This window comes from Paenibacillus brevis (assembly GCF_018919145.1).
In the GTDB taxonomy this organism is placed as follows: Bacteria; Bacillota; Bacilli; order Paenibacillales; family Paenibacillaceae; genus Fontibacillus; species Fontibacillus brevis.
In genome coordinates, this window is the sequence record NZ_JAHLQJ010000010.1 from 130,837 (window position 1) to 149,838 (window position 19,002).

Below are 19,002 nucleotides of genomic sequence, written 5' to 3' on the forward strand. Positions count from 1 at the left end.
GTCTTGGACATGAACAGCAACCAGGCTGAGACAAAAGAGCGGTTTGTTCATTCGGTGTTCGAGAGCATCGCTCCCAAATACGATATCATGAATGATATTTTAAGCTTCAGGCGGCACAAGGCCTGGCGCAAATTCACAATGAACAAAATGAATATGCAGCATGGGGATTCAGCGATCGACCTGTGCTGCGGCACATGCGACTGGACCATCAGCATGGCGCAGGCAAGCCAGGGACCGATTACCGGTCTTGACTTTAGCGATAATATGCTGGAGATTGGCCGCGCGAAGATTAAGGAGCAGGGAATAGAATCGAAGATCACTTTGATTCAGGGGAACGCCATGTCGCTGCCGTTCGAAGATAACAGCTTCGATTATGCGACGATTGGATTCGGGCTCCGCAATGTACCGGACCTGAGACAGGTGCTTCAGGAAATGAAGCGGGTCGTCAAGCCGGGCGGTATGGTTGTATGTCTGGAGCTGTCCAAACCGACCTGGCAGCCTTTCAAAGGAATTTATTATTTTTATTTCAAGCATTTGCTGCCGATGCTTGGCCGATTAATTGCCAAGCGATACGAGCAATACAAGTGGCTGCCCGATTCGCTTGTTCAGTTCCCGGGCCGCAAAGAACTGGCAGATATATTCCGGGAGACCGGACTTGCCGAAGTAGAAGCATATGCGTTAACCGGCGGTATTGCCGCACTGCATATTGGCAAGAAGGAGTAGAGTATGGTTAGGAAAATAGGCATTTTTCTGCAAATGATAAAATTCGAGCATACGGTTTTTGCACTTCCCTTTGCATTTATGGGCACGCTCCTCGGTGCTGTTACGGTCAACCATTCAATGCCGACTTGGGCACAGATCGGCTGGGTTCTCATGGCGATGTTCGGTGCCCGCAGCGCGGCGATGGGCTTGAACCGCCTGATCGACCGGGCCAGCGATGCCAAGAATCCGCGGACGGCGAACCGAGCTATCCCGGCCGGACTTTTGAAGATCGGTGAAGTTATTATTTTCATAGTCGCATCCTTTGCACTTTTATTCTGGGCTTCCTCCCAGCTTAATTCTTTGTCGATGAAGCTGCTGCCGATCGCGGTAGTCATGCTGGTGCTTTACTCTTATACGAAACGCTTCACCTGGTTGTGCCATCTTGTCCTTGGCTTAACCATAGCCCTAGCGCCGCTTGGCGGATGGGTAGCGGTTACAGGGAAGGTGGATGCTGCGGCTTGGGTGTTGTACGGGACGGTTGTATTCTGGATCGCCGGATTTGACATCGTCTATGCCTGTCAGGATGTGGAGTTCGACACCAAGGAAGGCTTGAATTCAATCCCGGTCCGGTTCGGTGTAGCGAATTCTTTGAAGATCGCCCAGGCGTTCCATATCGCGACCGCTATCGGCTTTATTGGACTGTTGTTATTAAGCCAGCTTGGCTGGTGGTACATCGCGGGAATGGTTATCGCTTACCTGATTTTGTTCTATGAGCACTATATTGTCTCTCCTGCGGATCTTAGCCGCCTGCAGACATCCTTCTTTACCATGAACGGGGTGCTTAGCATCGTCGTCTTTTCCTTTACTCTGATTGATCTGGTGGTGCAGTAAATTTGAGTCATAACCATGGTCAAAGAAAGATTGTTGTCGGAATAACGGGCGCGAGCGGTTCGATCTATGGAGTCAGACTAGTACAAGCCTTGCTGAATACGGGTTATCAGGTTCATCTGGTCATCTCGAATGCGGGATGGCGGGTGCTGAATGAGGAGCTGGGCTGGAGCAGTACGGAGCGGGAGCGTATGCTGCGTGAGCATTTTGGAGCGGACAGCGGCTCGCTCCTTTATCATCCGGTCGGCGATATCGGGGCCTCGATTGCAAGCGGCTCCTTCCTTGTGGAAGCGATGATTATCATGCCTTGCTCCATGGGCACTCTGGCCTCGATTGCTAACGGAATCTCCGATAATCTCATGGCCCGCGCTGCGGATGTCATGCTGAAGGAAGGACGGCCTCTGGTGCTGGTTCCCCGCGAGACACCGCTGCACGCCATTCATTTAGAGAATATGCTGAAGCTGGCCAGGCTGGGAGTTACTATTGTACCGGCTATGCCGGCCTTTTATTTCGGACCCCAATCCATTGAGGATCTGGTTCGTTTTCTGGTCGGTAAGGTGCTAGATACACTTCGAATCGAACATTCACTTTTTACTAGATGGGGGGATCACAATGAGCATCCGGGAGAATAAAGACATCCTCATCGGCAAGATCAAATATACCAATGTATGGCCTGTGTTTCATTACTTTGAGGCAAGCCAGCTCCCGCAGCGGGCCAGTCTGGTGACCGAGGTTCCATCCAGGCTTAACCGGCGTATGCTTGAGCATACGCTCGACTTGTCGCCGGTCTCCTCTTTCTCTTACGGGTCCGGCTCGGAAGAGCTTCTGCTGCTGCCGGATTTGTCCGTCAGCACAGATGGCCCTGTCCATTCAATTCTGGTCTTCTCGCGCAAGCCGCTTAAGGAAGTACGGAACGGAAAATTTGCGTTGACGAATACTTCCGATACCTCGGTGAACCTGCTCAAGATCATTATGGAGCGGGCCTATGAAGGCAAGCCGACGTATTGGGACAGCGAGCCCGTGCTGGAGAAAATGATGGAGGACAGCGATGCGGCTCTGCTGATCGGGGATCATGCGATCCAGGCCTCCTGGAAGGATCACGGTTATATCGTTACTGATTTGGGGGAAGTCTGGAGGGAGTGGACAGGGTATGGCATGACCTTTGCCGTATGGGCGGTGCAACGCTCCCTTGCCGAGCAGTATCCGGAGTTTGTCTCCTCCGCGTGTGAGGCGTTCCAGACCAGCAAGGCGAAAAGCCTTTCTAATCTAAAGCCGCTTGTAGATGAGGCGATGACTCAAATCGGCGGTACAGCATCTTACTGGAATCATTATTTTAATAATTTGCGCTACGACTTCCCGGATCGCCGTCAGGCTGGGCTGGCCCTGTATTTCGCTTATGCCAGGGAATTGGGTCTGCTGGATCACGAGGTCCGGATGAACATATGGAATGACAATAAGCTGATGCGGGTGAAAGAATGAAATTATTGGACATTTTCGGCGCACTAAAAAAAGATATGGATGTTATTGAGCAGCAATTGTACCGGAGCATCGAAGGCGATGAGGACCTGCTGAGCGAAACTTCTCTCCACTTGCTGAAAGCGGGAGGGAAGCGGCTTCGCCCTGTGTTTGTCCTGCTGGGCGGAAAGTTCGGAGACTACGATTTGAACAAGCTGCAGCATGTAGCGGTTCCGCTAGAGCTTATTCACTCGGCATCTCTCGTTCACGATGATGTCATTGATGATGCGGGGACAAGACGGGGCAAGCCCACGGTAAAGGCCAAGTGGGATAATAAAATTGCGATGTACACGGGGGATTTCATCTATGCCAAGGCATTAATGATGGCGACTGCGCTGGAGAACCCGGAGCTGCACCGGATTTTGGCCAAGGCGATGGTTCAGATGTCCATCGGGGAAACGGAGCAGATTCGTGATTTCTTCAATACGGATCAAAGCGTGCGCAATTATCTGCTTCGCATCCGCCGCAAAACGGCGCTATTGATTGCGATCAGCTGCCAGTTGGGCGCATTGGCTGCAGATGCGCCCTCATCCGTGCATCACCGATTGTACCGCTATGGCTACAATGTGGGCATGGCCTTTCAAATTCGGGATGACCTGCTTGATTTATGCGGCACCGAGAAGACCATCGGCAAGCCGCCGGGAAGCGATATGCGTCAAGGCAACATTACGCTGCCGGTCATTTATGCGCTGCAGGAAGAAAAATTGAGAGTGCCGCTGCTTAAAGAGATTGGACAGATCCGTGCGGCCGGACTGACGGCAAATGCTTCCTCTGCCATCGATATGATTCGCAGAAGCGAAGGAATACGCCGGTCCGAGGAGCTGGCCGACCAGTTCATTGCCAAGGCTTTTGATGCTCTGGACGGGCTGCCGGAGTGCAAGGCGAAATCACATTTGAAAGAGATTGCATTGTTTGTTAACAAACGCTCTTACTAGAGCAAAGAAAAGTGCTAAACTCCTTATCATCGCTCTTTTTTTCTGGTAAAATACGGTTGATCTTTATCATTGCGCCCGGTTAGGCGGATGCTGCAGTATAACGACAAGTGAGACGGAGGTTAGTTATGGAGCGGACTTTTTTGATGGTAAAGCCGGATGGCGTTCAACGCGGGTTGATCGGCGAGATTGTTGGCCGGTTTGAGAAGAAGGGTTTCAAGCTGGTCGCGGGGAAGCTGGTGACCGTTAGCAAGGAGCAGGCAAAAGCTCACTATGCCGAGCATGAGGGCAAGCCCTTTTTTGACAGTTTAATTACGTTCATTACCTCCGGCCCTGTATTTGCCATGGTCTGGGAAGGCGACGATATTATCGAACTGTCGAGAATGGTGATCGGCAAGACGAAAGTAACGGAAGCGCTGCCAGGCACGATTCGCGGTGATTACGCTGCCCACACGCCATTCAATCTGATTCATGGGTCGGACAGTCCGGAAAGTGCGGAGCGGGAGATCGCCAATTTTTTTGATGAATCGGAGCTCGTACTCTACGCTAAAAGTATTGCAACTTGGGTCTAATGATTGGAGGATAATGTGATGCTGCCGGAAGAACAGATTCAGATTGATCCGGACTATATCGGATTTATTCAAGGTATCAAGAAGAGCACAGGCATAGATTTGGCCCAATACAAGGAAGCCCAGATGAAACGCAGACTGACCACGCTGCGCAACAAGAACGGTTTTTCTTCATTCGATGCCTTTTACACAGCCATGATGCAGAGTAAGCCTTTGTTCTATGAGTTTCTGGACAAGATGACGATCAATGTATCGGAGTTCTGGCGGAACCCGAATCGTTGGGAGGTGCTTCGGGACAAGGTGCTCCCGTCATTGCTTCCTGAATCCGGCAGCCCCAAGCTGCGCATCTGGAGTGCGGCCTGTTCAACGGGAGAAGAGCCGTATACCCTGTCGATGATTCTGGCTGAGAAGGGATTACTCCATAGTACATATTTGCTGGCGTCTGACATTGATGAAGGTGCGCTGGCAAAAGCCGCAGAGGGCAAATATCTGGAGCGTTCATTGAAGGATGTTCCGGAGGAGATTGCGAAGAAATACTTCACGCAGGACGGAGCGATGTTCCGTTTTGACGAGAAGGTGAAGAAAGCCGTGAACTTCAAGAAGCAGAATCTGCTGCTGGACAAATTCGAAGAGGGCTTTGATCTGATCGTATGCCGCAATGTAATGATTTATTTTACAGAGGAAGCAAAGCATCAGCTCTATCACAAGTTTGCAGGAGCGCTGCGTCCGGGGGGCATTTTGTTCGTCGGAAGCACAGAGCAGATCTTTTCGCCCTCGCAATATGGATTTGAGTCGGCCGATACGTTCTTTTATCGTAAAAAAGCCTAGCTGCTGTATATTCCTCCCCCAGTTATCCAATAATGACGAACAACAGTGCGAGTTCAAAAAGACAGCTTTTCAGTACCGAGAAGGTTGCGAGAACCCGAAGAAGGAGGAACGGAGTGTAGGCAAACCCTACATGAGTACCGGATTTCTAGGGTGAACGCAAGATTCGACGCCGAATCAACCTCTTGCAATACTTCGTGATCAAAAGCTGACTTTTTGAACAACCTCTAATAGGGTCATAGGAGGCAGGGCATATATGGATAAGAGAAAGGTCATCGATGCTTACCGGAGAGGTTTATTGACGCTGCAGGAATGCTCTCAGGTGCTGGGGATCGAAAAAGCACAGCTGACTGGAATATTGGAACAGTCCTACAGTGACAAGCGGAGCGAGTTGCTGGATGAACAGCAGCATGCGTCAGGGCATCCTTAATCCGGGACCCCCGGCCGATGTCCTTGCTTCATTATTGTTTTTAACCACCCGTTTTTGCGGCTAGCCTTCTGCAGAAACGGGTTGTTTTATATCTAAAATCATAGCTTTCTTGCTTTTTACGGAAACATGCGTGACAAGACATTGTAACTAATATTATAATGGTCAGAAGAATTATCGGATTTTAGCTCTTTACAGTTTAACAGTTTAAAGGGGGAACGCATCCATGACACTACGTTACTTAACGGCCGGGGAGACGCACGGACCCCAGCTGACCGCGATTATTGAAGGATTGCCCAGCAATTTGAAGCTGGATTTTGAGGCTTTGAACTTTGAGCTTGCCCGTCGTCAGAAAGGCTATGGCAGAGGACGGCGCATGCAAATCGAGAAGGACACGGCTGAGATTGTCGGCGGAGTCCGCCACGGCTTAACGACCGGTGCGCCTGTCGCATTGGTGGTTGCCAATAATGATTGGACTCACTGGCGCAACATTATGAATATCGAACCGATCTCCGGCACGGATGAGGAGAAGCGGCGGGTTCATCGTCCGCGTCCTGGTCATGCGGATTTGAACGGAGGACTTAAATATAATCTGAAGGATCTGCGGAATGTACTTGAACGCTCCAGTGCCCGCGAGACAGCAATACGGGTAGCCGTTGGCGCTATTGCCAAGCAACTGCTGGGTCATTTCGGCATCAAGATCGCCGGTCAGGTTATTCGGATTGGCGAGATCGAGGCCCCTCCGCATCAGCTTCCGATTGATGAACTGATCTCGAAGACCGAGAATTCCTCTGTGCGGGTTGTAGACCCGAAGACGGAGAAGCTGATGGAAGCTTACATCGACAAGATCAAGGAAGAGGGCGACTCTATTGGCGGAATCGTCGAATGTATTGTCGAAGGCGTGCCGGTTGGCTTGGGAAGCCATGTACAGTATGACCGGAAGCTGGATGGCCGGATTGCGCAAGCCGTAATGTCGATTAATGCCTTTAAAGGCGTTGAAATCGGGATTGGCTTTGAAGCTGGCAGATTGCCCGGCTCCAAGGTGCATGATGAAATTCTGTACAGTGAAGAGCGCGGATACCATCGGGCCAGCAACCGGCTTGGCGGCTTTGAAGGCGGTATGACGAATGGAATGCCGATCGTCGTTCGCGGTGTGATGAAGCCCATCCCGACGTTATATAAACCGCTGCAAAGCGTAGACATCGATACGAAGGAGCCGTTCGCGGCCCAGGTGGAGCGTTCGGATGCATGTGCTGTACCAGCAGCAAGCGTCGTGCTAGAGCATGTGGTAGCCTGGGAGGTTGCTAAGGCATTTCTGGAGAAATTCGGCGGTGACTCCCTGGAGGAAATCGAACGGAATGTGAAAAGCTACCTGGCTCAGTTGGAGAGTTACTAATGCGTACATTAACGGTTGATCTGGGAGAACGCTCGTATCCGATTCATATTGGCTCCGGACTGCTTGAATCAGCCGGGGAATATCTGGAGCAGCTTGGGATAAGCAAGAAGAGTCCGCATTTGATCGTAACCGACGATCAAGTAGGACCGTTGTATCTGGAGCGTCTGGCCACTGCACTGGCTTCCAGTGGATACCGTACGGTTCATGCAGTTGTTGCAGCCGGCGAAAAGTCGAAGTCGTTGACGGTATTCGAGGAGGTCATGACCTCTGCGATTGAAGGCGGACTGGACCGCCGCTCGGCTGTTCTGGCGCTTGGCGGAGGAGTCGTAGGGGATTTGGCCGGATTTGTCGCTGCTTCCTATATGCGGGGAGTGCCCTTTATTCAGGTGCCGACAACCATTCTGGCGCACGATAGCAGTGTGGGCGGCAAGGTGGCAGTCAACCACAGACTTGCGAAAAATATGATCGGCGCATTTTACCAGCCTGAAATGGTATTATACGATCTGGATACGTTGCAAACCTTGCCGATTCGTGAAATTCGCGCAGGGCTTGCTGAAATGGTGAAGCATGGACTGATCTGGGACGCAGCATTTACGTCATGGTGCAGGGAGCATGCGGAAGAACTGCTGAGTCTCGATTCTGAATCGCTTGGTTATGGTCTGGAGATGGGCTGTGCGATCAAAGCTCAGGTTGTATCCAAGGACGAGCGTGAGCTTGGTCTGCGGGCCATCCTCAACCTGGGGCATACGCTGGGACATGCGATTGAAGCGGTTGGCGGCTATGGAGAGCTGCTGCACGGTGAGGCGATATCCATTGGCATGGCAGCTTCCGCAAAAATCGCTGTCAATCGGGGGCTCGCTCCTGCCAAGCTTTATGAGGAGACAAAGGATTTGCTGCAGCGGTTCGGACTTCCTGTAGCCCTTCCTGAGCACATGGATGAGGAGCGGCTGATTGCCGCTATGATGCATGATAAAAAGTTTGTGTCCCAGCAGCTTGTCTTTGTACTGCCTAGAGAGGTTGGAACTGTAGAAATTGTTCCGGATGTGACATTGGATGAAGTACGTCAGGTCATCCGTGAATTGAAGGAGGTCGACCGCCGTGTATAACCGGGGGATTCGCGGGGCGACGACGATTGCCCGTAATGAAGAAGAGGAAATGCTATCAGCTACATTGGAGTTGCTGAAAGAGATCGTAAAGCGGAATGAAATTGTTCCCGAAGATATCAGCAATGTATGGATCACGGTCACGCCGGATTTGGATGCGACCTTCCCGGCTCGCGCCATCCGCGGCTTAAGCGGCTGGGATATGGTTCCGTTGATGTGCTCCACCGAAATTCCGGTGAAGGGAAGTCTGCCGAAATGTATTCGGCTGCTGGTGCAGGTCAACACGAACAAAGGCCAGAGGGACATGCATCATGTGTACCTGAACGAAGCGCAGAGCCTTCGTCCCGATCTGAGCGTCAAGTAATTCCCTGTTGCCAAAAGCATCCGGCATAAGGTATATTAGTTTTAAGATTTTTGAGGCCATAGGGCATGCTAGTCTTTGATGAGTGAGTATTAGAGCCGAGTAGAGTTGAGTTTAGCTGAGTTGAGCAGAGTTGAGATCATGATGAGCAGCGGCTATGGGCCGGGTTGACAGCGGATGATTCCTGGGGACAGGTGTATTTTGCCTATCCATCCTGGAGAAATTGTCCATGGTTCTGTTTTCCTTATATGTTCGTCATACGTGAATAATCTGCGATTAAAGCAAACCTCTACTTCGGTAGAGGTTTTTTTGTTATATACCGAAGATTTTCAATATCCGCGAAGGAAGTGAGCGAAATGACAACGCCGCAAGTAGAGCAAGTGATCGGGATGGCCAAAGAATATAATTTGATTCCAGTCGTCCGCACCTTGCTTGCTGACATGGAAACCCCTATCCGCATTTTTCGGCGGATTGCCGAACGGAATTATGCTTTTATGCTTGAAAGTGTAGAGGGCGGGGTGAAATGGGCTCGCTACTCCTTTATCGGTACCGATCCTTTCCTGCTTATGAAGGTGAAGAAGGGTGAGGTGATTTTAGAGAAGAGGGGTGTCCAGACGACCCTCCAATCTGAGAAACCCGTAGATGAGCTTAAGGCAATCTTACGAGGATACCGCAGTCCCGAGCTTCCGGATCTTCCTCCCTTCACAGGCGGAGCCATCGGATTTTTCGGATATGATCTGCTCCAGTATTATGAGAAGCTCCCGGCGCATCGCCGTGACGATCTGAACATGCAAGATATGCAATTTATGTTCTGTGATCAAGTGATTGTATTCGACCATGTGAGACAGCATATTTTGCTGGTGGCGAATGTGCATATCCAGGAAGGTGACAGGGATAAGGATATCCGCCGGGCTTATGCGGAGACCGAACGCAAGCTCGACGATATGGCTGCCCTGCTGCAGGAAGAAGGACCTGGAGAGAGCTTTAACCGCAGACCGGTGCCGCGGCAGGTGGATTTGGGGAATATTCAATCGAATCTGACCAAGGAGCAGTTCATTGCTAATGTGGAAAGGGGCAAAGAGTATATCCGGGCAGGAGATATTTTCCAGGTTGTATTGTCCCAGAGATTTCATATCGAGACCGAGGTTGATCCGCTTCATGTCTACCGGGTGTTGCGCACCATGAATCCTTCGCCATATATGTATTACCTTAAGCTCGGGGAAGAGATCATTGTAGGCACCTCCCCTGAGGTGCTTGTCAAGGTAGAGGGCGAGCGTGTCGAGACCAGACCGATAGCCGGCACAAGACCGCGGGGAGCGACCGATGCCGAGGATCAACGCTTGGAGCAAGAGCTGCTGCAGGACGAGAAGGAACGCGCCGAGCACTTGATGCTGGTTGATCTGGGCCGTAATGACTTGGGGCGGGTAGCCGAATTCGGAACGGTCAGATGTGATTCCTACATGGAGATCGAACGATATTCTCATGTGATGCACATGGTGTCCAAGGTATCAGGCAAGATTCGTGAGGATAAAGACTTCTTCGATGCCTTTCTCTCCTGTATGCCAGCCGGTACGGTATCCGGCGCACCGAAGCTGAGAGCGATGGAGATTATCGCGGAGCTGGAAAATGAATCGCGCGGCACGTATGCCGGGGCCATTGGTTATCTTGGATTTTCCGGCAATATGGACTCCTGCATTACGATTCGAACCATTGTGTTCAAGGAAGGCAAGGCCTATGTCCAGGCCGGCGGAGGTATTGTCTGGGATTCGATTCCGGAGAACGAATACCAGGAGTCCGTGAACAAAGCCAAGGCGCTGCTGACTGCGATACGAACCGCAGAAGAGATGTTTCCCCCGCAACAGAAGCATGACTCGACAGTGAATCAGGATTATCTGTATGAATACCAGCCGCGGAGCTGAACTATATCCAATTATGACCAGGAGACAGGAGGAGGAAGGAAGATGAATGCACAAGAAGCGATTCAAAGCGGAATCTCGAAACTTATTGACGGCCAAAATCTGAGCCGGGAAGAGGCAAGGGGAGTCATGGAATCCATTATGGACGGACAATCGACACCTGCGCAGATCGGCTCGCTTTTGACGGCGCTGAGAATTAAGGGAGAGACCGTAGAAGAAATCACCGGATTTGCCGAAGTAATGCGGCAGTATGCAAGCCGGGTAGATGCACCCATCGGCCCGTTGCTCGATACCTGCGGCACAGGAGGCTCGGGCATCCATAAGTTTAACATCTCAACCGTGTCAGCAATTGTGGCTTCAGCAGCTTCTGTACGTGTCGCGAAGCATGGAAATCGTTCTGCATCAGGACGATCGGGCAGTGCAGATGTGCTGGAGGCGCTTGGTGTAAACATCCAATTGAGTCCGGAGCAGGCGAGACGCTGTCTGGATCAGATCGGTATTTGCTTCTTGTTCGCGCAGGTCTATCATCCATCCATGCGTCATGCCGCAGCTCCGCGCCGGGAGCTCGGGGTGCGGACCGTATTCAATATGCTGGGCCCATTGACAAACCCGGCCGGTGCGGACCGCCAACTGCTCGGGATCTATGATGGCTCGCGCACGGAGACGATCGCCTGCGTATTGCGGGAACTGGGCTCGCGGAGAGCGCTTGTGGTCAACAGTGCGGAAGGGCTGGACGAGATCAGCATCTCTTCGGCAACTAAGGTTTCCGAGCTTAAAGACGGCGTGGTTAAGACCTACGAATTGACGCCGGAGGCGCTTGGACTTCGCAGATACGGATTGTCTGATATGCTGGGCGGCAGCCCGCAGGAGAATGCGGCAATCATTCGCAGAGTGCTGGATGGAGAGCGGGGAGCGTACCGGGATGTCGTGCTTGCGAACAGCGGGGCTTGCATTTATGTGTCAGGCCAGGCCGAGAGTATCAAGGAAGGTATTCTCCTTGCTGCAGAAGCGATTGATAACGGGAGCGCGCTCGGCAAATTGGAACAACTGATTCAGACAACGGAGGAATTCAGTTATGTATCTTGATAAAATTGTTGCAACCAAACGGGTTGAGGTAGAACGGCTGGCGGAATCCTTTTCGCTTCGGGAAGCGGAGCAAGCCATTTCTGCCTTTCCGCCGACAAAGGGATTTCATAAGGCATTGACGACAGGGCGCCGCCGGAAACTGGGACTGATTGCCGAGGTAAAGAAGGCGTCGCCCTCCAAAGGGCTGATCCGGCCCTCCTTTCAGCCGGTAGAGCTTGCGCTAAGCTATGAAGCAGCCGGAGCTGACTGTATATCGGTGCTGACGGATGAAATGTATTTTCAGGGAAGTAATGCTTACCTGACAGCAATCCGGAGTGAGGTCAGCTTGCCGCTGCTCCGCAAGGATTTTATTATTGATGAACGGCAAATTTATGAAGCAAGACTCATCGGAGCTGATGCGGTCCTGCTGATAGCGGCAATTTTGGACGACGCACAGCTTCGCGCCTATATGAATACTGCAGCAGGGCTTGGACTGGATGTGCTGTTGGAGGTTCATGATGCAGAGGAGCTGGAACGGGCGCTTGCGCTGGGTGATGCCAAGCTGATCGGCATTAACAACCGGAACCTGAAGACCTTTGAGACCCGGCTGGAGACAACAGCCGCGTTGGCTGCACTGGTTCCGCCAGATGTTACGCTGATTAGCGAGAGCGGGATTTCCAGCAAGGAGGACATAGCCTACTTGACACAAGCGGGGGCAAAGGGCTTGCTGATCGGGGAAACCTTTATGCGAAGAGAAGAGGTCGGAGAAGCGATTAATGATTTATTGGGACCGGTTGAAGGTAGTCGGACGGAATGAATAGAGTCTGGGCTAAGAAAAGCGAGAGCAGGGGCGGCGTTACACGGAAGTGAACCTGGGCGTAGTATGGGGGGCATTGCAAGTGGGTAAGGAGACGAAGGTAAAAATCTGTGGACTTCAGGACGTTGAAGTGCTAAAATCTATGATAAACTTGCCGATTGATTATATCGGCTTCGTGTTTGCACGCAGCAAGCGGCAAGTTAGTCCTGTTCAAGCAGCAGGGCTGATGAAGGTGCTCGGAGGATGGACCGGTACATACAGGCCGGAAAGTGTCGGGGTATTTGTAAATCCCGATATGAGGCACATGGCTGAAGTAATGGAGCAAGCCGGGCTGGACATTGTGCAGCTCCATGGACAGGAGTCTCCGACACTGTGCAGAGAGCTGAAGGAACGGTTCGGAGTCAGGGTGATCAAAGCATTATCCGTCAAGCCGGATGGCAGTCTGCACGGAGTGGAGGATAGAGCTCTGGACCTCTACAGAGAGGTCGTTGACGGGCTACTGGTAGATGCCTATGATCCGCTCTATGGCGGCGGTGCAGGAGTAACCTTTGCCTGGGAAGCGGCAAAGCCGTTACGGACTTGGGCGAAAAATACGAACATCCCGTTTCTGGTTGCCGGTGGGCTTCATCCGGAGAACGTGCTTCAGGTGCTGGATGAACTGGAGCCGGATGGTGTGGATGTATCGAGCGGCGTGGAGAGCAACGGGGTTAAGGACCCCGTTAAAATAGCAGCATTTGTGGAAAGGGTGAAGCGGCGGTGAGCGAAGTGAAGCAGGTACCTGATGAGCATGGAAGATTCGGCCCGTTCGGCGGTCGTTATGTTCCTGAGACGTTGATGAATGCACTGATTGAGCTGGAGCAATCGTATCGAAAATACCAGGATGATCCCGAGTTCCTGGAGGAAATCGGCTATTTGCTGAAGCAGTACTCCGGTCGTGAAACCCCGTTGTATTATGCAGAGCGCTTAACCAAGCATCTGGGCGGAGCGAAGATCTACTTGAAGCGCGAGGATTTGAACCATACCGGTGCTCATAAAATCAACAATGCAATTGGACAGGGTATTCTGGCCAAGCGGATGGGCAAGCAGAAGGTGATCGCCGAGACAGGCGCCGGACAGCATGGGGTAGCTACAGCTACAGTAGCCGCTCTTCTCGGGATGGAATGCAAGGTATTCATGGGCGAGGAGGATACCAAGCGACAGCAGCTGAATGTCTTCCGCATGAAGCTGTTGGGCGCGGAGGTCGTTCCGGTTATGTCCGGCACAAGAACGCTTAAGGATGCCTGTAACGAGGCTCTGCGTTATTGGGTCAGCCATGTTCAGGATACGTTCTATATTCTGGGTTCCGCAACGGGGCCGCATCCTTACCCGATGATGGTCCGCAATTTCCAGCGGATTATCGGCGATGAGACGCGGAGACAGATTCTGGAGGCGGAAGGTCGGCTCCCTGACATGCTGGTTGCTGCGGTAGGCGGCGGAAGCAATGCCATCGGGATGTTCTATCCGTTTGTGGAGGATAGCGACGTTCGCCTTGTCGGTGTCGAAGCTGCCGGCAGAGGCGTCGATACGGATTATCATGCGGCGACGATGACGAAGGGAACAAAGGGAGTGTTCCAAGGCTCCATGAGCTATCTGCTTCAGGATGCTTACGGGCAGGTATTGCCGGCGCATTCGATCTCGGCGGGACTGGACTATCCCGGGATTGGTCCCGAGCATTCCTATCTGAAGGATATCCAGCGGGCCGAGTATTACCCGATAACCGACCAGGAGGCCCTTGAAGCGCTGCAGTTGCTCAGCCGACTGGAAGGCATCATTCCGGCATTAGAGTCGGCGCATGCGGTGGCACAGGTTGCCAAGCTGGCTCCGAAGATGAAGCAGGATGAGGTCCTCGTCATCTGCTTGTCCGGACGCGGGGATAAGGATGTTGAATCCATTATGGCCTATACCGAAGGAGGTGCAGAGCTATGAAGGAAGCAGTCAGCAATAATTTGATGGAGCAGACATTCCGCCGTCTGCGTGAAGCCGGAGAGACAGCGCTGATGCCGTTTATTACGGTCGGTGATCCGGACCCGGATACGACAGTCGACATTCTGCTTCAATTGGAGCAGGCCGGTGCAGATATCGTAGAGCTTGGCGTACCTTATTCCGACCCGCTGGCTGACGGACCGGTTATTCAGCGGGCATCCGAGCGTGCGCTGGTGCATGGCATTACGATCGAGACATGTCTGGAGACGGCAAAAAAGGCGCGAAATCGTGGCGTGACCATGCCATTTGTCCTGTTTACGTACTATAATCCCATGCTGCAGATGGGATTAGAGCAATTCTTCACTTTATTACGTCAAGCGGATATCAGCGGACTGATCGTTCCGGATTTGCCGTTCGAGGAATCGGAAGAGGTGCTTCGCCTTGGGGATGAGCACGGTATCCTGCTTGTTCCGCTGGTGGCCCCAACTTCAAGCGAGCGAATTTCGCTGATTTTGTCCCGGGCCCGAGGATTTGTGTACTGCGTGTCTTCTCTTGGCGTCACAGGAGAACGGAGCGATTTTCACAAGGGTGTCGATGATTTCATTGCCTCGGTTAAAGCAGGAACCGATCTGCCGGTTGCCGTAGGCTTCGGTATTTCTAACGGAGAGCAGGTTCAGCGGTTTTCGCGAATTTGTGACGGCACTGTAGTAGGCAGCGCCATCGTCAGAAAGATTGAGGATAGTCTGCCGCTCTTGCAAAGTAAGGATCAACGGGAGCAAGGGCTGTTGCAAATTCGAGACTTTGTGGCACAATTAAAGATACGATAAGTTGAAAGTGCAATTCTGAATAAGTTGAATTAAAGAAATGCACAGAAGAGGCATAAGTGTGAAGTGTTCTGAAGTAAAAGCTTTCTGAAAGAAAGCTGCTTCGAGAGAATAAGCTCGTCAGCAATCGTAAGAACATTTTACACGTCGCCTCCTGTGTATAATCATTAATTCAACTTATTTTAAAAGAGATAGAGGAGGGACCCATCTTGTTGCCAAAACCCCATATTGTTAATCTGCCCGTCTATCAGCCGGGCAAGCCCATTGAAGATGTTAAGCGTGAACTGGGATTATCCGAAGTGATCAAGCTGGCCTCAAATGAGAATCCGTTTGGTTGTTCTCCGCGAGTTCAAGCCGTATTGGAAAAGGAAATTGCAAGCATCAGCCTGTATCCTGACGGCAGTGCGGTTGATTTGACAGGTACGCTGGCGGAGTACCATCGCGTGAATTCCGACCAGATTATTTTCGGCTGCGGTTCGGATGAGATTATCGCATTGATTGCCCGTGCATTCTTCCTTCCAGGTGATGAGAGCGTCATGGCGGATCAAACCTTCTCGGTGTATAAAAGCAATGCGGACATCGAAGGGGCGAAGAGCATTGAAGTCCCGTTGAAGGACGGAGTTCATGATCTTGAGGACATGCTTCAGGCGATTGGACCGAAGACTAAAATCGTCTGGATTTGTAATCCCAACAATCCGACGGGAACCATTGTACCGGACAGCGAGTTGACCTCGTTCCTTGACCGGGTTCCGGAGCAGGTGCTGGTCGTGCTGGATGAAGCCTATGCCGAATATGTGGCGGATTCTACATACTCTGACGGGATATCCTTGCTGGAAAAATATCCGAACTTGATTGTTCTGCGCACCTTCTCGAAGATTTACGGGCTGGCATCGCTGAGGATCGGGTATGGTGTGGGACAACCGGGTGTGATCAAGCTGATCAATCAGGTTCGTGAACCGTTCAATACATCCCGCTTTGCCCAGGCAGCAGCGAAGGCATCCCTTGCGGACCTTGAATTTGTTGCAACCTGCAAGGCCAGAAACCGGGAAGGAATCCAGTATCTGAATGAGCAGTTTGACCGTCTGGGGCTGGAGTATTTTCCGGCGCACGGCAACTTTATAATGGTTAATGTAAAGACCAAAGCCACCGAAATGTTCCAGTCTTTGCTCCGCCTTGGCATCATCGTTCGGGCCGGGTTCCCGGTGTATCCGAACCATATCCGTGTGACTGTAGGATCGGCAGAGCAGAATGCCAAGTTCATCTCAGCCCTGGAGCAGGTGCTCTTGAAATAAAAGTCCCGAGCATGTCCTTCTGATGGATTCATAACCTAATTGTAGAAAACGAGTGAACAAGATGACGATAAAAGTTGCTATTTTTGGCGTAGGACTGATTGGAGGCTCACTGGGCCTGTGCCTGAAAGGGAAGCCTGGCATCACGGTTGTGGGACATAGCCATCGTCCCGGCTCCCTCAACCGGATGATTGAGCGGGGCGTTGTGGACTCTGCGACAGCTTCGATGGAGGAAGCGGCTGCAGATGCGGATTTTATTTTCCTATGCGTTCCTGTAGGCAACCTGGAGGAGTATTTGCGCAAGCTGAATGAGCTGCCGTTAAAGCCCGGCTGCATCATCACGGACGTGGGAAGCACGAAAGCATCCATTTCGGCATGTGCGGAAACCTGCTCCAGACCGGGGGTGCACTTTATCGGCGGACATCCTATGGCGGGCTCTGAGCGTTCCGGAGTGGATGCAGCCTCGACCCTGCTGTTTGAGAATGCTTTTTACGTTCTGACGCCTTCTGCGGCGGTGCCGGAGGAAGTCTATCAGCGGCTGGAGCAGTTGCTGGGTTATACCCGAGCACAGATTGTGCGGGTAGACCCAGAGTTGCATGACGAGATTGTCGGAGCGATCAGTCATTTGCCGCATATTATTGCTGTCGCCCTTGTGAATCAGGTATGTGATTACGACAAGGATAACGGACTGCACCGGATGCTGGCTGCCGGAGGCTTCCGTGATATTACGCGAATCGCGTCCAGCGACCCGATTATCTGGCGTGATATTCTGCTGAGCAACCGCGATGTGCTGCTCTCCCTCTTGCAGGATTGGAACCGGGAAATTGACGGTTTTATCCATATGCTGGAGGCGCGTGATGGCGAGAAGATCGAACAAGCCTTCCAAAAGGCGAATCAGTTCCGGGGAGAGCTTCCTGAGCGCCGGAAGGGTGCAATCACCTCGTTGTATGATATTTACATCGATGTGCCGGACCACCCGGGAATCATCGGTCAAATTGCTACAGAGCTCGGCGTCCAGCATATCAATCTCAGTAATATGCAGATTATTGAGAGCCGGGAAGATGTACCTGGCGTGCTGCGCCTGTCCTTCCGTCAGGAGAACGAGATGGAGCGGGCCAAGCAGCATCTTCATGCGCAAGGCTATGCCGTATATTTATAAAGGATGAGAAGCCATGCAGATAAGAAAAGTACTCAAGCACGAACTGGCTCAAGCTGCCGATCTGGCTAACAATGTCTTTCGCAGCAATCGTTCCCCGATCATGGGCTCTGCCTTCCCGGCATTATTCCAGCCCGGCATTGTCCATTCCTTCGGTGCTTTTGATGACCAAGGCAAGCTAAGGGCATTTATGGGGATGGCCCCGTTGCAAATTCGTACTGAAGCCGGCGTCGTGAACGCCTTTGCAATCGGCTCGGTATGTACGGATCCCGAATATCGCGGAGCCGGTCTGGCCGGTAAGCTGCTGGAGCAGTGCCTGGCCTATGCCAAGGCCTCCAGCGCTCCTCTATTGTTCATATCCGGTGACCGCTCGCTCTATACTCGCAACGGGGCGGCTCATTTCGGACAGTCCCTGCGGTTTGAGCTAAACGCCGGGGACTTTATGTCGTTCTATTCGCAGAAGGAATCGCCTTATACCATCTCTGATTTTTCAGCTTCTGATATTTTTACGCTGCATCGCTTACTTGAACAGAAGCCCGCAGCATTAGGCTGGAGCATTGCTGAGCTGGAACAATATGTGGATGCCGCTCCTTATGCCGCTGTCAGCGATCAAGTTCCCTGCTTCCGGACGGCTGCTTCATCCTCGGGGGAGATCGTCGGGATGGCCATGTTCAGCATTCCTTCCGCAGACGCACCTAGCATAAATACGGAACAGAAGGGCAAGGGCAGGCTGCTGGAATGGGCCGGTGCTCCGGAGAGTATAATTGCAATCCTTCATGACGTCCTGTCCTCCCATCAGCTAGATGGGTTGACGATTGCACTTCCTTGGCAGGATCAGGCATTGTCTTCCTTGCTGCAGGTCAGTTTCTTACAGCCTGTTGCTGAACGCAATGCAGGAACGGTCAAGATTGTAGACGGCCCCGAGCTGCTGCGGCAGTTAGGGTATGATGGACAAGCGGATTTGACGGAGGGAGAGCTATGCTCCTGCCTGTTTGATCCGCAGAGTCCTTATCGCAAGGGGGATCACGCCAGTTTGCCCCTTGTTCCGCTGCCTTATATGTACGGATTGTTCTTCATTTAAGCTGGTAGAATATTGCTCGCTTTCGGATTTGCTCCCCATCTCAGGATGAGGGAGTTTTCTTTATAGGCAAAAAAAAACCGCTTCTCAACCGAAGCGGTTCTTGCCCATTTTAGAGCAACAGATATTGGATAGGAGTGGAGAGAAACCATACTGTACCTTTATTATATTGTATAC

General features: G+C 52.0%; 20 protein-coding genes. All 20 read left to right on the forward strand.

Annotated elements, in window-relative coordinates; all coding sequences use genetic code 11:
- Nucleotides 1–9: 9 nt before the first annotated feature.
- The 20 genes from KQJ23_RS13105 to KQJ23_RS13200 all read left to right on the forward strand — a co-directional run bounded on the left by KQJ23_RS13105 (nt 10) and on the right by KQJ23_RS13200 (nt 18,828).
- Nucleotides 10–723 carry a demethylmenaquinone methyltransferase gene (locus KQJ23_RS13105; protein WP_216479329.1) on the forward strand — a complete coding sequence of 238 codons (714 nt, stop codon included), beginning with the start codon at nt 10–12 and terminating at the stop codon, nt 721–723.
- A 3-nt stretch (nt 724–726) separates the two neighbouring features.
- Nucleotides 727–1,593 carry a UbiA-like polyprenyltransferase gene (locus KQJ23_RS13110; RefSeq protein WP_216479330.1) on the forward strand — a complete coding sequence of 289 codons (867 nt, stop codon included), beginning with the start codon at nt 727–729 and terminating at the stop codon, nt 1,591–1,593.
- A 2-nt stretch (nt 1,594–1,595) separates the two neighbouring features.
- Nucleotides 1,596–2,222, forward strand: a complete 627-nt coding sequence (locus KQJ23_RS13115; protein ID WP_216479331.1) for a UbiX family flavin prenyltransferase — start codon at nt 1,596–1,598, stop codon at nt 2,220–2,222.
- Entirely contained in the window at nt 2,203–3,069 is an 867-nt protein-coding gene (locus KQJ23_RS13120) for a menaquinone biosynthesis protein (protein ID WP_216479332.1), read from the forward strand. The genes KQJ23_RS13115 and KQJ23_RS13120 overlap by 20 nt, the downstream gene beginning before the upstream one ends.
- Nucleotides 3,066–4,040 carry a polyprenyl synthetase family protein gene (locus tag KQJ23_RS13125; RefSeq protein WP_216479333.1) on the forward strand — a complete coding sequence of 325 codons (975 nt, stop codon included), beginning with the start codon at nt 3,066–3,068 and terminating at the stop codon, nt 4,038–4,040. The genes KQJ23_RS13120 and KQJ23_RS13125 overlap by 4 nt, the downstream gene beginning before the upstream one ends.
- A gap of 125 nt (nt 4,041–4,165) precedes the next feature.
- Nucleotides 4,166–4,609 (forward strand): nucleoside-diphosphate kinase, encoded by a 444-nt coding sequence (gene ndk, locus KQJ23_RS13130; protein ID WP_216479334.1) that lies wholly within the window; start codon nt 4,166–4,168, stop codon nt 4,607–4,609.
- A gap of 18 nt (nt 4,610–4,627) precedes the next feature.
- Complete coding sequence (locus KQJ23_RS13135; protein WP_216479335.1) at nt 4,628–5,434, forward strand: CheR family methyltransferase; 807 nt, start codon at nt 4,628–4,630, stop codon at nt 5,432–5,434.
- A 253-nt stretch (nt 5,435–5,687) separates the two neighbouring features.
- Nucleotides 5,688–5,861 carry a hypothetical protein gene (locus KQJ23_RS13140; RefSeq protein ID WP_216479336.1) on the forward strand — a complete coding sequence of 58 codons (174 nt, stop codon included), beginning with the start codon at nt 5,688–5,690 and terminating at the stop codon, nt 5,859–5,861.
- Nucleotides 5,862–6,084: 223 nt separating this feature from the next.
- Nucleotides 6,085–7,254, forward strand: coding sequence for a chorismate synthase (aroC, locus tag KQJ23_RS13145; protein ID WP_216479337.1), 1,170 nt, complete (start codon nt 6,085–6,087; stop codon nt 7,252–7,254).
- Complete coding sequence (gene aroB, locus KQJ23_RS13150; protein ID WP_216479338.1) at nt 7,254–8,360, forward strand: 3-dehydroquinate synthase; 1,107 nt, start codon at nt 7,254–7,256, stop codon at nt 8,358–8,360. The genes aroC and aroB overlap by 1 nt, the downstream gene beginning before the upstream one ends.
- A complete protein-coding gene (gene aroH, locus KQJ23_RS13155) occupies nt 8,353–8,721 on the forward strand; it encodes a chorismate mutase (protein ID WP_216479339.1) in 369 nt (122 codons plus the stop codon). Before aroB ends, aroH begins: the two co-directional genes overlap by 8 nt.
- 353 nt (nt 8,722–9,074) lie before the next feature.
- Nucleotides 9,075–10,637: an anthranilate synthase component I gene (trpE, locus tag KQJ23_RS13160; RefSeq protein ID WP_216479340.1), complete on the forward strand. Its 1,563-nt coding sequence runs from the start codon at nt 9,075–9,077 to the stop codon at nt 10,635–10,637.
- Between the two features lie 42 nt (nt 10,638–10,679).
- Nucleotides 10,680–11,720, forward strand: a complete 1,041-nt coding sequence (gene trpD, locus KQJ23_RS13165; RefSeq protein WP_216479341.1) for an anthranilate phosphoribosyltransferase — start codon at nt 10,680–10,682, stop codon at nt 11,718–11,720.
- On the forward strand, nt 11,710–12,516 hold the full coding sequence (trpC, locus tag KQJ23_RS13170) for an indole-3-glycerol phosphate synthase TrpC (protein WP_216479342.1): 807 nt from the start codon (nt 11,710–11,712) through the stop codon (nt 12,514–12,516). The genes trpD and trpC overlap by 11 nt, the downstream gene beginning before the upstream one ends.
- An 82-nt stretch (nt 12,517–12,598) precedes the next feature.
- Entirely contained in the window at nt 12,599–13,276 is a 678-nt protein-coding gene (locus KQJ23_RS13175; RefSeq protein WP_346779395.1) for a phosphoribosylanthranilate isomerase, read from the forward strand.
- Nucleotides 13,277–13,281: 5 nt separating this feature from the next.
- A complete protein-coding gene (gene trpB, locus KQJ23_RS13180) occupies nt 13,282–14,481 on the forward strand; it encodes a tryptophan synthase subunit beta (protein WP_216479343.1) in 1,200 nt (399 codons plus the stop codon).
- Nucleotides 14,478–15,305, forward strand: coding sequence for a tryptophan synthase subunit alpha (gene trpA, locus KQJ23_RS13185; protein WP_216479344.1), 828 nt, complete (start codon nt 14,478–14,480; stop codon nt 15,303–15,305). The genes trpB and trpA overlap by 4 nt, the downstream gene beginning before the upstream one ends.
- Before the next feature lie 206 nt (nt 15,306–15,511).
- Complete coding sequence (gene hisC, locus KQJ23_RS13190; RefSeq protein WP_216479345.1) at nt 15,512–16,594, forward strand: histidinol-phosphate transaminase; 1,083 nt, start codon at nt 15,512–15,514, stop codon at nt 16,592–16,594.
- 61 nt (nt 16,595–16,655) lie between these two features.
- The gene (locus KQJ23_RS13195; RefSeq protein ID WP_216479346.1) at nt 16,656–17,750 is read left to right on the forward strand and encodes a prephenate dehydrogenase; all 1,095 of its coding nucleotides are present in this window, start codon (nt 16,656–16,658) and stop codon (nt 17,748–17,750) included.
- Between the two features lie 13 nt (nt 17,751–17,763).
- Nucleotides 17,764–18,828 carry a GNAT family N-acetyltransferase gene (locus tag KQJ23_RS13200; protein WP_216479347.1) on the forward strand — a complete coding sequence of 355 codons (1,065 nt, stop codon included), beginning with the start codon at nt 17,764–17,766 and terminating at the stop codon, nt 18,826–18,828.
- Nucleotides 18,829–19,002: the final 174 nt, after the last annotated feature.

Excerpts from the sequence above, each read along its gene's own strand:
- trpC (WP_216479342.1), top strand. The coding sequence starts at position 11,710 with ATGTATCTTGATAAAATTGTTGCAACCAAACGGGTTGAGGTAGAACGG.
- KQJ23_RS13125 (WP_216479333.1), top strand. The coding sequence starts at position 3,066 with ATGAAATTATTGGACATTTTCGGCGCACTAAAAAAAGATATGGATGTT.
- KQJ23_RS13110 (WP_216479330.1), top strand. The coding sequence starts at position 727 with ATGGTTAGGAAAATAGGCATTTTTCTGCAAATGATAAAATTCGAGCAT.
- ndk (WP_216479334.1), top strand. The coding sequence starts at position 4,166 with ATGGAGCGGACTTTTTTGATGGTAAAGCCGGATGGCGTTCAACGCGGG.
- aroC (WP_216479337.1), top strand. The coding sequence starts at position 6,085 with ATGACACTACGTTACTTAACGGCCGGGGAGACGCACGGACCCCAGCTG.
- trpD (WP_216479341.1), top strand. The coding sequence starts at position 10,680 with ATGAATGCACAAGAAGCGATTCAAAGCGGAATCTCGAAACTTATTGAC.
- KQJ23_RS13140 (WP_216479336.1), top strand. The coding sequence starts at position 5,688 with ATGGATAAGAGAAAGGTCATCGATGCTTACCGGAGAGGTTTATTGACG.
- aroB (WP_216479338.1), top strand. The coding sequence starts at position 7,254 with ATGCGTACATTAACGGTTGATCTGGGAGAACGCTCGTATCCGATTCAT.
- trpA (WP_216479344.1), top strand. The coding sequence starts at position 14,478 with ATGAAGGAAGCAGTCAGCAATAATTTGATGGAGCAGACATTCCGCCGT.
- KQJ23_RS13135 (WP_216479335.1), top strand. The coding sequence starts at position 4,628 with ATGCTGCCGGAAGAACAGATTCAGATTGATCCGGACTATATCGGATTT.
- KQJ23_RS13105 (WP_216479329.1), top strand. The coding sequence starts at position 10 with ATGAACAGCAACCAGGCTGAGACAAAAGAGCGGTTTGTTCATTCGGTG.
- KQJ23_RS13195 (WP_216479346.1), top strand. The coding sequence starts at position 16,656 with ATGACGATAAAAGTTGCTATTTTTGGCGTAGGACTGATTGGAGGCTCA.
- KQJ23_RS13120 (WP_216479332.1), top strand. The coding sequence starts at position 2,203 with ATGAGCATCCGGGAGAATAAAGACATCCTCATCGGCAAGATCAAATAT.
- trpE (WP_216479340.1), top strand. The coding sequence starts at position 9,075 with ATGACAACGCCGCAAGTAGAGCAAGTGATCGGGATGGCCAAAGAATAT.
- KQJ23_RS13200 (WP_216479347.1), top strand. The coding sequence starts at position 17,764 with ATGCAGATAAGAAAAGTACTCAAGCACGAACTGGCTCAAGCTGCCGAT.